The sequence below is a fragment of the Ichthyenterobacterium magnum genome, assembly GCF_003610635.1.
GTDB lineage: Bacteria > Bacteroidota > Bacteroidia > Flavobacteriales > Flavobacteriaceae > Ichthyenterobacterium > Ichthyenterobacterium magnum.
Genome location: NZ_RAQJ01000001.1, coordinates 1,196,750 through 1,210,603, shown reverse-complemented (window position 1 = coordinate 1,210,603; position 13,854 = coordinate 1,196,750). Strand labels below are relative to the sequence as shown.

12 protein-coding genes are annotated in these 13,854 nt (G+C 32.0%); 10 read left to right on the top strand and 2 right to left on the bottom strand.

Translation table 11 applies throughout. The features are described from left to right. Positions 1 to 109: 109 nt before the first annotated feature. Entirely contained in the window at positions 110 to 1,741 is a 1,632-nt protein-coding gene (locus BXY80_RS05700; RefSeq protein ID WP_120200252.1) for an ABC-F family ATP-binding cassette domain-containing protein, read from the bottom strand. A 220-nt stretch (positions 1,742 to 1,961) separates the two neighbouring features. Here BXY80_RS05700 and rplM point away from each other — a divergent pair, with 220 nt between their 5' ends. The 7 genes from rplM (at position 1,962) to BXY80_RS05665 (ending at position 7,682) form a co-directional block, all read left to right on the top strand. After that, positions 1,962 to 2,417 carry a 50S ribosomal protein L13 gene (gene rplM / locus BXY80_RS05695; RefSeq protein ID WP_120200251.1) on the top strand — a complete coding sequence of 152 codons (456 nt, stop codon included), beginning with the start codon at positions 1,962 to 1,964 and terminating at the stop codon, positions 2,415 to 2,417. Then, on the top strand, positions 2,417 to 2,803 hold the full coding sequence (gene rpsI, locus BXY80_RS05690) for a 30S ribosomal protein S9 (protein ID WP_120200250.1): 387 nt from the start codon (positions 2,417 to 2,419) through the stop codon (positions 2,801 to 2,803). Before rplM ends, rpsI begins: the two co-directional genes overlap by 1 nt. Positions 2,804 to 2,969: 166 nt before the next feature. Further along, positions 2,970 to 3,755, top strand: coding sequence for a 30S ribosomal protein S2 (gene rpsB / locus BXY80_RS05685; RefSeq protein WP_120200249.1), 786 nt, complete (start codon positions 2,970 to 2,972; stop codon positions 3,753 to 3,755). Positions 3,756 to 3,849: 94 nt separating this feature from the next. Then, the gene (gene tsf, locus BXY80_RS05680; protein ID WP_120200361.1) at positions 3,850 to 4,815 is read left to right on the top strand and encodes a translation elongation factor Ts; all 966 of its coding nucleotides are present in this window, start codon (positions 3,850 to 3,852) and stop codon (positions 4,813 to 4,815) included. A gap of 198 nt (positions 4,816 to 5,013) precedes the next feature. Continuing rightward, on the top strand, positions 5,014 to 5,721 hold the full coding sequence (gene pyrH, locus BXY80_RS05675; RefSeq protein WP_120200248.1) for a UMP kinase: 708 nt from the start codon (positions 5,014 to 5,016) through the stop codon (positions 5,719 to 5,721). A 63-nt stretch (positions 5,722 to 5,784) separates the two neighbouring features. Beyond that, complete coding sequence (gene frr, locus BXY80_RS05670) at positions 5,785 to 6,342, top strand: ribosome recycling factor (RefSeq protein WP_120200246.1); 558 nt, start codon at positions 5,785 to 5,787, stop codon at positions 6,340 to 6,342. 62 nt (positions 6,343 to 6,404) lie between these two features. Further along, a complete protein-coding gene (locus BXY80_RS05665; protein WP_120200244.1) occupies positions 6,405 to 7,682 on the top strand; it encodes a hypothetical protein in 1,278 nt (425 codons plus the stop codon). 4 nt (positions 7,683 to 7,686) lie between these two features. On the opposite strand, the gene BXY80_RS05660 is transcribed toward BXY80_RS05665, so the two are convergent. After that, positions 7,687 to 8,250 carry a hypothetical protein gene (locus tag BXY80_RS05660; RefSeq protein ID WP_120200242.1) on the bottom strand — a complete coding sequence of 188 codons (564 nt, stop codon included), beginning with the start codon at positions 8,248 to 8,250 and terminating at the stop codon, positions 7,687 to 7,689. Between the two features lie 169 nt (positions 8,251 to 8,419). On the opposite strand from BXY80_RS05660, the gene BXY80_RS05655 reads away from it, so the two are divergent. The 3 genes from BXY80_RS05655 (at position 8,420) to rpoN (ending at position 13,851) form a co-directional block, all read left to right on the top strand. Then, entirely contained in the window at positions 8,420 to 10,819 is a 2,400-nt protein-coding gene (locus BXY80_RS05655; RefSeq protein WP_120200240.1) for an efflux RND transporter permease subunit, read from the top strand. Positions 10,820 to 10,856: 37 nt separating this feature from the next. Then, complete coding sequence (gene asnS, locus BXY80_RS05650) at positions 10,857 to 12,290, top strand: asparagine--tRNA ligase (RefSeq protein WP_120200239.1); 1,434 nt, start codon at positions 10,857 to 10,859, stop codon at positions 12,288 to 12,290. Positions 12,291 to 12,384: 94 nt separating this feature from the next. After that, entirely contained in the window at positions 12,385 to 13,851 is a 1,467-nt protein-coding gene (gene rpoN / locus BXY80_RS05645; protein WP_120200237.1) for an RNA polymerase factor sigma-54, read from the top strand. Positions 13,852 to 13,854: the final 3 nt, after the last annotated feature.

Below are 13,854 nucleotides of genomic sequence, written 5' to 3'. Positions count from 1 at the left end.
ACCAAGGGTCGCGCTTTCACAAGTCGCAATCAAAGATGTGCTCCAACAATTGCTCAATCCCTAACGCGAGACAAAATCTAAACAAAAAAAACGCATCAACATTTTCAAGCTACAAATCTATAGCTTTTAAACTCTCAACACGATTTCTAACTAAGAAATCATCAATCGTTTCAAAGTGTTCAATAACACGTTGTTCTTTAAATTCAAATACCTTTTTAGAAAGCCCTTGTAAAAAATCTCGATCGTGAGATACAAGAATTAAGGTGCCATCAAAATTCTGAAGCGCTTCTTTTAAAACATCTTTAGATTTTAAATCAAGGTGATTGGTTGGTTCATCAAGAATAAGCAAGTTAACCGGTTCTAATAATAACTTAACCATAGCTAATCTGGTTTTTTCACCACCAGATAACACGCTTACTTTTTTATCAATATCATCGCCTTTAAACATAAAACGACCTAAAATATTCTTAATCTGTGTACGCACGTCGCCTTTAGCAACCTCGTCAACGGTTTGAAATATCGTTAGATTCTCATCTAATAAAGCAGCTTGGTTCTGAGCAAAATAACCAACCTTTACATTATGTCCTAAACTACAAGTTCCATTAACATCAATTTCTCTTAAAATAGCTTTAATCATGGTCGATTTTCCTTCACCATTTCGACCAACAAAACATACTTTTTCGCCTCTTGCTATAGACATATTTGCATTTTTAAAGACCACATGACTGCCATATGATTTAGACACATCTTTTACTGTTACAGGATAATCACCAGAACGTTGTGTTGGTGGAAATCTGAGTTTCAAAGCCGATGTATCTACATCATCAATTTCTATAATCTCTAATTTTTCTAACATGCGTTCACGAGACGACACCTGATTGGTTTTAGAGTACGTGCCTTTAAATCGATCAATAAATGCCTGATTATCTGCAATAAACTTTTGTTGTTCTTGGTACGCTTTTATTTGATGTGCTCGTCGATCTTCTCTTAATTGCAAGTAATGACTATAATTAGCCTTATAATCATAAATTCTACCCATTGTTACTTCAATAGTACGATTAGTAATATTATCTATAAAAGCTTTATCATGCGATATTACAACAACAGCTTTAGCTTTATTAACCAAAAAATCTTCTAACCAAATTACCGATTCTATATCAATATGATTGGTAGGTTCGTCTAATAAAATTAAATCTGGTTTCTGAAGCAGAATTTTTGCCAATTCTATTCGCATACGCCAACCGCCAGAAAACTCATTGGTTTGTCTTTTAAAATCTGTTTGTTTAAAACCTAGTCCTTTGAGTGCTTTTTCAACTTCAGCATCATAATTTACATCTTCTAAAGCGTAGTAGCTTTCTCCTAAATCTGAAACACACTCAATAATTTTCATATACTCATCAGACTCATAATCGGTTCTGGTTTCAAGTTGTTTATTTAAGCCTTCCATTTCGTCACGCATTTTAAACACATGAGCAAATGCTTTTGAAGCTTCTTCAAAAACTGTAGTATCATCTTCAGTTAGTAAATGCTGTGGTAAATAGGCAATAATAGCATCTTTAGGAGTTCTCACATTTCCGCGAGTGGCTTTTTGTACTCCTGCAATGATTTTCATCATAGTAGATTTTCCTGCACCATTTTTACCCATCAATGCAATTTTATCATTTTCATTAATAGTAAAAGACACCTCACTAAAAAGTGTGTGACCACTAAATTCTACTGCTAAATTATCTACTGAAATCATACTTCAAATTTTAAAGCTGCAAAACTACTAAAAGAGCAGCTTAGGAAAACGAATAAAAAGAAAAATTAACACATTGAAATTAAGAAGATTAATAATCTCAAAAAAACTCTAGTGTTATCAATAAAAATATCTCACCACACTATTTGGTAATCAAATATTTAATCGTAAATTTGCAAACTCTTTTTGAGAGAGGAATGTTTAATAAAGAAAATTAATAAGTGTGGACACATTAAGCTACAAAACGATTTCAGCAAACAAAGCTACTGTAAATAAAGAGTGGGTTTTGGTTGATGCTGAAGGTCAAACATTAGGTCGTTTAGCTTCTAAAGTTGCAAAACTTTTAAGAGGTAAACATAAACCTAACTTCACACCACACGTTGATTGCGGAGATAACGTAATAGTTATTAATGCTGAAAAAATCAACTTAACAGGAAACAAGTGGAATGACAAAACGTACATTCGTCACACAGGTTATCCAGGTGGACAAAGAAGTTTAACTGCTACAGAATTGTTTGGAAAAGATCCAGCAAGAGTAGTAGAAAAATCAGTAAAAGGAATGCTCCCTAAAAACAAATTAGGTGCTGAGCTATTCCGTAATTTAAACGTTGTAGTAGGTACAGCTCATAAACATGAAGCTCAAAAACCTAAAGCAATTAACTTAAACGAATTTATTTAATGGAAGTAATTCACAAAATTGGCCGTAGAAAGACGGCTGTTGCTCGTGTTTATGTTGCCAAAGGAAAAGGTAACATTACAGTTAATAAAAAAGACATGGCGGTTTATTTTCCTACTGCAACATTGCAGTACAAGGTAAACCAACCTTTAACCATGACTAACAATGACGGCAACTTTGATATTACAGTAAATGTCTATGGAGGTGGTATTACAGGTCAAGCTGAAGCTATCCGTTTAGCATTATCTCGTGCAATGTGCGAATTAGATGCTGAAAACAGACTAATATTAAAGCCAGAAGGTTTATTAACTAGGGATCCAAGAATGGTTGAGCGTAAGAAATTCGGTCAGAAGAAAGCGCGTAAGAAATTCCAATTCTCTAAACGTTAATACCATTGTCAAATTTGTATTTGGCGCAAAACAAAAATTTAAACCAGTTATTGTTGTCCATAATCTATATAGATTAGGATTTAGTTAAGCATCTAAATGGTTAAGGCAAACGCAAAGCGTGACCACTTAATCATTGCTAATCAACAGAACGTAAACTATTACAAACATGGAAAAAGTAGAAGTAAAACAACTACTAGAAGCAGGTGTTCATTTTGGACACTTGACAAGAAAATGGGATCCAAACATGGCTCCTTACATTTATATGGAGCGTAACGGCATCCATATAATCAATCTTTACAAAACAGCTGCAAAAATTGAAGAAACTTCTCAAGCTCTTCATAAAATTGCAGCTTCAGGAAAGAAAATTTTATTTGTTGCTACAAAAAAGCAAGCTAAAGACATTGTTGCTGAAAAAGCAGGAAATGTAAACATGCCTTATATCACTGAAAGATGGCCAGGTGGAATGTTAACTAACTTTGTTACTATTAGAAAAGCTGTTAAAAAAATGGCTTCTATCGATAGAATGAAAAAAGATGGTACATTCTTAACGCTTTCTAAAAAAGAACGCTTACAAGTTGACCGTTTAAGAGCTAAGTTAGAAAAAAACTTAGGTTCTATTAGTGACATGACACGTTTACCTGGTGCTTTATTTGTTGTAGACATCAAACGTGAACACATTGCTATTAAAGAAGCTCAGAAATTAAACATTCCAATCTTTGCAATGGTTGACACAAACTCTGATCCACGTCAAGTAGATTATTTGATTCCATCTAATGATGATGCGTCAAAATCTATAGACAAAGTTCTTTCTATAGTAACTTCTGCAGTAGCAGATGGTTTAGCTGAAAGAAAATCAGATAAAGCTGAAAAAGCAGCAGCTCCTGCAAAAAAAGAAGCTAAAGCTGAAACAAAACCAGTTGCTGAAGTTGTAGCAGCTAACGAAGAAGAATAAATAACATTTACACAACACAAATAAGTCGTTTAGTTATTTTCTTTTCAGAAAAAAATTGAACGACTTTTTTAAATTTTAAAACATTATGGAAGCTATGGTAAAAATAACAGCCGCAGAAGTAAATAAACTAAGACAAGCTACAGGAGCAGGAATGATGGACTGTAAAAAAGCTTTAGTTGAAGCTGAAGGAGATTTCGATAAAGCAATTGAAGTTTTACGTAAAAAAGGTCAAAAAGTAGCAGAAAAAAGAGCCGATAGAGATTCATCTGAAGGTGCAGCTATCGCTAAAATAAATGCAGATAACACCGCTGGTGTTGCAATTGTATTAGGATGCGAAACTGATTTCGTTGGTAAAAACGATAATTTTGTTGCATTGGCGAATCAACTTGCAGAATCTGCAATAAACTATAACACAAAAGAAGAGTTTTTAGCTTCAGATTTTGGAGGTATGACTGTTGCAGAAAAACTAATCGAGCAAACAGGTGTAATTGGTGAAAAGTTAGACATTAAAGCATTTGAGAAATTAGAAGCACCTTTTGTTGGTTCTTATGTACATATCAATAAAATTGCCGCTTTAGTAGGTTTAACTGCTAAAGTTGACAATGCAGAGGTTTTAGTAAAAGACTTAGCTATGCAAGTAGCATCTATGGGAGCATCAACTTTATCTTATAAAGATTTTGACCCAGCTTTTATTGCATCAGAAACTGAAGCAAGAATTGCAGTAATAGAGAAAGATAATATTGAATTAGGACGTTTAGGTAAAACACTTAAAAATGTACCTCAATATATTTCTATGGCTCAATTAACTGATGATGTTTTAGCTAAAGCAGAAGAAGCTGCAAAAGCAGAATTAAAAGCTGAAGGAAAACCAGAACAAATTTGGGATAGAATTTTACCAGGTAAAATGGAACGTTTTATTTCTGATAATACAACTCTAGATCAAGAACAATGTTTATTAGATCAAAATTTCATTAAAGATGAAAAAATGAATGTTGCAAAATACGTTGCTTCTTATGGTGATGTAGCTGTAACAGCTTTTAAACGTGTATCTTTAGGATAGTACCTTAATTAGGTTTAAATATTTAAAGCTTCTCATTATTTGAGAAGCTTTTTTTATAAACTAAAAACAAAAAAATTATGTAGTTTTGCTAAACTTTCATAATCAAGTGACACAAGCCTTGATTAGTGATTTATTTTAAAAGATAAATTTTAATCAGGCAAATTGCATTTAACGATAAAGAGAAATACAAACAACTAAATGAAATACAAAAGAATTCTCTTAAAACTTTCTGGCGAAGCCTTAATGGGTAATCGTCAATATGGTATTGACCCAGAACGCTTGGCAGAATATGCTAACGATATAAAACAAATCACAGAAAAAGGTGTTGAAGTAGCCATAGTAATTGGTGGCGGTAATATTTTTAGAGGTGTTGCTGGAGCTAGTAATGGTATGGATCGCGTACAAGGTGACCATATGGGTATGTTAGCAACTGTCATTAACGGTTTAGCCCTACAAAGTGCTTTAGAAAATGCTGGATTACCTACACGTTTACAAACAGCAATTAAAATAAACGAAGTTGCTGAGCCTTTTATTAGAAGAAAAGCAATGAACCACCTTAAAAAAGGACGTGTTGTTATTTTTGGTGGAGGAACAGGAAATCCGTATTTTACAACTGACTCAGCCGCTGTTTTAAGAGCTATAGAAATTGAAGCCGATGTCATATTAAAAGGTACTAGAGTAGACGGTATTTATAACGCAGATCCAGAAAAAGACACCTCAGCTGTAAAGTTTGACCATATTACTTTTGATGACGTCTTACGAAAAGGCTTAAAAGTAATGGATACAACAGCATTTACATTAAGTCAAGAAAACGAATTGCCTATTATTGTATTTGATATGAATAAAAAAGGAAATTTATTAAAGGTTGTTGCAGGCGAAAAAATAGGTACTAAAGTCAACTTGTAAATACATTTTAAAAAGTTTGGCTTATTTTTTGAATGTTGCCAATTAAATTAAAGTTTTAGAATAATGAACGAAGACATTAAATTTATATTAGACTCCACAAAAGAAGCAATGGATAACGCCATTAAGCATCTAGAAAAACAGTTAGTAAACATTAGAGCTGGTAAAGCTAGCCCATCAATGCTAGGAAGCGTTATGGTTGACTATTATGGATCGCAAACACCATTAAGTCAAGTAGCAAATGTAAATACTCCAGATGGTCGTACAATTACAGTACAACCTTGGGAAAAATCTATGCTTCAAGAAATCGAACGTGGTATTATGATTGCTAACCTTGGTTTTAATCCAATGAATAATGGTGAAACAATTATTATAAATGTTCCGCCTTTAACAGAAGAACGTAGAAGAGACTTAGCCAAGCAAGCAAAATCTGAGGCCGAAGATGCTAAAATTAGTGTTAGAAGCGCTCGAAAAGATGCTAATAATGAAATTAAAGACTTAGAAGATGCATCTGAAGATCAGCAAAAAAATGCAGAAATAGACGTACAACAAATGACAGATAAATACGTTAAAAGAATTGATGACATCTTAGATGTTAAAGAAAAAGAAATCATGACAGTTTAAAATATAAAAGCGGCAATTAAGTCGCTTTTTTTCACCTTACTACAACCCTCATATAATTATTAATGCAAAAGTGCTTTTTAGTAGTCGTTATTTTTTTAAGCACATTTGTTGCTAACTCGCAAGAAGACATTGTCTTCTATGAAGCTTCTACCGAAAAAAAAGATTCACTCAAAAAAAAGCAATTCATTAAACAACTTGGTAACGGTTTCTTACCAACCAAATTTCTAAATTTTGATTTGCGTTACCTCATAAAATTTAATCAATACGAAGGTATTAGAACTGGTATTGGAGGTGTAACAAACGATGCCTTTTCAAAAAAGTATAGAATTAACAGTTACTTAGTTTATGGTTTTAAAGACCATAGATTTAAATATCGCATAGGTGGTGGTTTTAGAGTTTCCTCAAAAACTAACACATGGATTAATTTATCTTACACAGATGATTTGTATGAAACTGGAAGCTCAAAATTTTTAACAGACAAACGCTTTTTTCAGTTTTTTGAACCTCGTTTACTAAACATCGATTTATTTCATAAGCATATTACAAAAGCTATAAATATTGAACATCAACTATCAAATAACCTACTAACTGAAACAGAATTATCTATAAGTAAGATTGACCCAACCTATGATTATACTTTTGCTTTAAAAGATAAAAACTTTTCAAATTTTGATCTAAGCATAGCTAAGTTAGCGTTACAATGGAATCCTTTTACCACTTACACAATTGATAACAACAAAAAATTAGTCGAGCAAGAAGGTTTCCCAAAATTCACCTTACAAGTGACTCAAAGTTTTAAAAATCTACTTAAAGGTGATTTTAATTTTTTTAAAGCAGATTTTAGAACATTATACAAACTTAATTACAATAAAAATTCTTTTACAGAAGCTACGTTAACCGCTGGAATTGCTACAGGCAATACACCTCTTACCCATTTATATCATGCTTATCCAAATAATATTACAAAAGAAACCATTTTACAACGCTTCTCTGTTGCTGGTATAAATAGTTTTGAAACTATGTATTTTAATGAATTTTTCTCAGATCGATTTACAACCTTACAACTAAAGCATTATATAAAACCTTTTAAAATATCAAAACGATTTAATCCGCAGCTAGTATTAATATCTAGACATGCTTTAGGAGACATGCATGATATTGAGCGGCATCAAAATATTGAATTTGGAACACTTACAAAAGGGTATTCTGAAGCTGGTTTTGAACTCAACAAAATCTTGTTTGGTTTCGGACTCAGTTTTGCATATAGATATGGTGCATATCACTTACCAAAAGAAGAAGATAATGTCGCATTAAAATTCACATTTAATCTCTCGCTTTAAAGTTTCATTGACCACCAATACTTTCGGTTTTCGTGCAATTGCTATTAGATATTTTACAATCTGTACAATAACCATCTCCTTCACTGTCACGACGTGGACTACAACCTCTTCTGCAACCTGTACACGAAACTGATGTTGCAGAAACATCGAGAACAAACGACGAATTCCCCTGTAGGCGTAAATTTTTTCCAAATGAAATAGGTGTTTTGGTTTTTATATCTTCACTTCTAGATGTTAGCATGTAATATCCATTATTATCTTTTTCATGAATAAAATCAAAATCTTCAAAATCCACACTGAAGCCATCATTTTGTGCTGTAGTTTCGTAGTTTTTTTCAACTAATTCCTTAATTTCTTCCGAAGTAAATTTAAATTGATTGTTTTCATCTATAGACCCAATAATCATTTCACTTAATAAAAGTTTAGTCTCAAGATTATGATTAAAAACAAGTTTGTTGTCATCATCACTTTCCATAATGCTTCTCTCATTAGGTGTTTTTTTAGAATCATGACAGGATAACACACTAAACACAATAAAAATTAACGTAATAAATTTTAAAACTTTCATATAATTATTATTTTAATATTACAACGCCATTAAATTACTCATAATAATAATAATAATAATAGCCTAATGTATCTTACAATAATTAACAGTAAAAACATTAAAATATATTTTTTAATTCAAACTGCTCTTGACTCACTTTTTTCTACCTTTGTTGCTGTTTTAAAAACTAATGTTTAAACTTTTAACTGCAAAATTCTGGGATGTTGTTGCGCGATTAATTTTACGTAACAAAATTGGCATTTTAATCGCCATCATTTTAGCTACACTTTTTTTTAGCTATCAGTGGAAACATATGCGCTTTACTTATACTGAAGCTAACTTACTTCCAGATGATCATGCTGTAAATATTACTTATAATAATTTTTTAGAGATTTTTGGCGAAGAAGGCAACCTCATTGTATTAGGTGTTAAAGATTCTACTCTATTTTCTGTTGAAAAATTGAATGCTTGGAATCAGTTATCAGATGATTTTAAAAGCTACAGTGAAGTAGAAACTGTTGTTTCTATTAAAGATTTACAAAAATTAGTTAAAAACAATAAAAAGGAAAAATTTGACTTAGAGCCTTTTATAAAAGACTCTATCACCTCAATAGAACAAATAGACACACTTCAAGACGAGTTGTTTAAAAAGTATCCTTTTTATGACAATTTTTTATTCAATAAAGACACCAAAACAATTCGTACTGCAATTTATTTAAAAAAAGAAATTGTAAATACTCCAGCCAGAAAAGATTTTATTCTAAAAACATTATCAAAAAAAATAGAAACCTTTGAAACCGATAATGATTTAAATGTTAGAATTTCGGGTATGCCCTACATACGTACTCTAAACTCACAAAACATTGTTGATGAGATTGGTTTGTTTATAGGTCTTGCTCTTGGTATAACATCACTTATTTTCTTTTTCTTTTTCAGGTCATTTAGAGCCACATTTATATCACTTATAGTTGTTTGTATTGGCGTCATGTGGACCTTTGGTATACTGGGATTACTTAAGTATGAAATTACTGTTTTAACAGCTTTAATTCCGCCTTTAATCATTGTAATTGGTATTCCAAACTGTATTTTTTTAATTAATAAATACCAGCACGAAGTAAAATTACATGGTAATAAAGTAAAATCATTACAACGCGTAATTACCAAAATTGGTAATGCCACTTTAATGACTAATGTTACAACAGCATCTGGTTTTGCAACGTTTATTTTAACAGAAAGCAAACTTTTAAAAGAGTTTGGTATTGTAGCATCTTTAAGCATATTGGCCATTTTTATATTATGCCTACTAATTATTCCTATCATTTATACATTTCTACCTTATCCAAAGGATCGCCATTTAGAACACCTTAATAAACGTTGGATTGGTGGTTTTGTGGATTGGATGGAACATATGGTTAGAGAACGAAAAATTGCTATTTATGTAACTTCCTTAATTCTTTTAATAGGAAGCATTATTGGAATGTACCAAATAAAAATCTCTGGTAGCCTAATTGAAGACATGCCAAAAAATGCTGAGTTTTTTCATGACATTCGTTTTTTTGAAAACGAGTTTAATGGCATTATGCCATTAGAAATTATGGTAGATACAAAGCGCAAAAAAGGTGTCATGAAATTAAGCACTTTAAGGCGTATGAATGAGCTTGAAGAACTCATTACCGAAACACCAGAATTATCAAGACCAATTTCTGTTGTAAGCTTAGTTAAATATAGTAAACAAGCCTACTACAACGGAAATCCAAAATACTACCAATTACCAACAAGCCAAGAAAAGAGTTTTATTCTTTCTTATGCTAAAAACTCATCTTCTAATATAGATTTACTGAATAATTTTATAGATAGCACAGGTCAATATGCGCGTATAACAACGTTCATGAAAGATATTGGCACAGATAAAATGGAACGCATTGAAGAAAATCTTCAAGCTAAAATAGATAAAGTCTTACCTGAAGAAAAGTATAACGTTACTATGACAGGTAAAGCTCTAGTTTTTCAAAAAGGAACTAAATATTTGGTTAAAAATCTAGCCATATCATTATCATTAGCCATATTTCTTATTTCATTATTTATGGCTTATATGTTTAGGTCGTTTAGAATGATTATTGTCTCTTTAATCCCTAACCTTTTACCACTATTGCTAACAGCAGGTTTAATGGGGTATTTAGGTGTTCCTATAAAACCATCAACAATACTCGTGTTTAGCATAGCATTTGGTATTTCGGTAGATGACACCATTCACTTTTTAGCAAAATACAGGCAAGAACTCCAAGCTAATAATTGGGTCATCAAAAAATCTGTTTATGCAGCACTTCGCGAAACAGGAGTTAGTATGTTTTATACATCAATAGTCTTATTTTTTGGTTTTATAGTATTTACCACCTCAAGTTTTGGAGGCACTGTTGCTTTAGGCGCACTAGTTTCAATAACGCTATTATTTGCTATGTTATCCAATTTATTACTACTACCATCTCTTCTATTATCATTAGAACGAAGCATTGCAAATAAAGAAGTATTAAGAGAACCTGCAATTAATATCATCCCAGAAGAAGATGATAACGAAAACTTAGAAGAATAATCATAAAAAATTATCTTTGCATTCAAAATTTTAAATCATGAAGACGAGCACAGTTGCCGAATTATTGTCAAAAGACATCACATTACAAGACATAGAAATAAAAGGTTGGGTAAGAACTTTTAGAGCTAATAGATTTATTGCTTTAAATGATGGTTCAACACTACATAATATTCAATGTGTAGTTGATTTTGAAAATACAGATGAAGCCATTCTAAAGCGTATCAATACAGGTGCTGCTGTTCATATAAAAGGAGAATTGGTAGAAAGTCAAGGCAAAGGTCAACGTGTAGAAATTCAAGTGAATACTATTGATATTCTAGGAGATTCTGATGCAGACGAATATCCAATTCAACCTAAAAAACATTCGTTCGAGTTTTTACGTGAAAATGCACATTTACGTACACGTACAAATACATTTAGTGCTGTTATGCGTTTACGTTCATCACTATCGTTTGCTGTACACAAGTATTTTAATGACAACGGTTTTTATTATATGCACACGCCAATAATTACAGGAAGTGATGCTGAAGGTGCTGGAGAAATGTTTAAAGTAAGTGCTTTAGACTCAAAAAACCCACCACTTAAAGAAGATGGAAATGTTGATTATACTAAAGATTTCTTCGGTAAAGAAACAAACCTAACAGTATCTGGACAATTAGAAGCAGAAACCTATGCAATGTCTCTTGGTAAAGTGTATACTTTTGGACCTACATTTAGAGCAGAAAACTCAAATACAAGTCGTCATTTAGCAGAATTCTGGATGATTGAACCAGAAGTTGCTTTTATGGATTTAGCTGGTAATATGGATTTAGCTGAAGACTTTATGAAATCGGTTTTAAGTTACGTTTTAGAACACAATCAAGACGATCTTAAATTTTTAGAGCAACGCTTACTTGATGAAGAAAAAACAAAACCTCAAGTAGAACGTAGCGAAATGAGTCTTATTGAAAAACTAAAATTTGTAGTAGACAACAACTTTAAACGCGTAAGTTATACTGAAGCAATAGATATATTAAAAAACTGTAAGCCAAATAAAAAGAAAAAATTCAATTTTATTATTGAAGAATGGGGAGCAGACCTACAAAGTGAACATGAACGCTTTTTAGTAGAAAAACATTTTAAATGCCCAGTGATTTTATTTGATTATCCAGCAAACATAAAAGCCTTTTATATGCGTTTAAATGAAGACGGAAAAACGGTTCGTGCTATGGATATCTTATTCCCTGGCATTGGCGAAATGGTTGGTGGTTCTCAACGTGAAGAACGTTTAGATGTTTTAAAAGAAAAAATGAAAACCTTAGATATAGACGAAAAAGAATTATGGTGGTATTTAGATTTACGTAAGTATGGTACAGCCGTGCATTCAGGTTTTGGTTTAGGTTTCGAACGTTTAGTAATGTTTGCAACAGGTATGGGAAATATTAGAGATGTAATTCCTTACCCAAGAACGCCACAAAATGCAGAATTTTAATAATTCATTAATATAATATTTACACAAAACAATCTATGTTTACATTATATATAGATTGTTTTTTTTTAACTTTAGCCTAAACCAAATTTAAAGTATGCTTAAACAGTATTTACAGTTTAAATTATCTCAAAAATTGTCGCCGCAACAAATTCAATTAATGAAATTGATTCAATTGCCTACACAAGCTTTTGAGCAACGTATTAAGCAAGAAATGGAAGAAAATCCAGCTTTAGAAACTGGTAAAGAATCTACAGAAGAGTTTGATGATAATTTTGAAGAGTTTGACAACTCTACAGACGAGCATAACGATAATGAGACCATCGACGCAGAAGACATAAATATAGATGAATATTTAAGTGATGATGATGTACCAGATTATAGAACTCAAGCCAATAATTATAGTAGTGATGATGAAGAAAAAGTGATGCCTTATGCTGCAGGAACATCATTTACACAGCATTTAACAAATCAATTAAATACATTTAGGCTCAATGATGAAGAACGCGATATTGCCGAATTTTTAGTAGGTAGTGTTGATGAGAGTGGTTATATACGTCGTTCGTTAAGTGACATCATGGATGATTTAGCATTTACTCAAAATGTATTTACTACTGAAGATAAAATTGAAAAGGTATTAGCCATAGTACACCAATTGGATCCAGCTGGTGTTGGAGCGCGTAATCTCCAAGAATGCTTGAGTATTCAATTACATCGAAAAGAAAAGTACCCAGATGTTGAACTTGCTATTGCTATTATAGATAAAGCATTTGAACAGTTTACTAAAAAACATTATAAAAAATTACTTCAAAAGTTTGATATTACTGAGGTTCAACTAAAAGATGCTATTGAAGAAATTGAACGTCTTAATCCTAAACCAGGTGGTTCTTACGCTGGTAATAATAAAATGGTTGAGCATGTCGTTCCAGATTTTGCAATCAAAATTGTAGATGGAAAACTAGAATTAACCCTTAACGGAAGAAATGCACCAGAACTTCATGTGTCTAGAGAATATAGCAACATGATGAAAGGCTATAAAGATGCTAAAGACAAAAGCAAATCTCAAAAAGATGCGGTAATGTTCATTAAGCAGAAACTTGATGCTGCCAAGTGGTTTATTGAAGCTATAAAACAGCGTCAGCAAACGCTATTTGTAACGATGAGTTCTATCATGCATTATCAAAGCGACTATTTTTTAACTGGTGATGAGCGCAAACTAAGACCAATGATTTTAAAAGACATTGCTGATGAGATTGACATGGACGTTTCAACTGTTTCTAGAGTCGCAAATAGTAAATATGTCGATACACCTTACGGAACAAAATTGATTAAAGAATTCTTCTCTGAGTCTATGAAAAATGACCAAGGCGAAGATGTTTCGACAAGGGAAATAAAGAAGATTCTTGAAACGGTTATTGAAGAAGAAAATAAAAAGAAACCATTAACAGACGAAAAACTAGCAACTTTATTAAAAGAAAAAGGCTATCCTATTGCCAGACGAACTGTTGCAAAATATAGAGAACAACTAGATATTCCTGTAGCTAGATTACGTAAAAAGATTTAAACA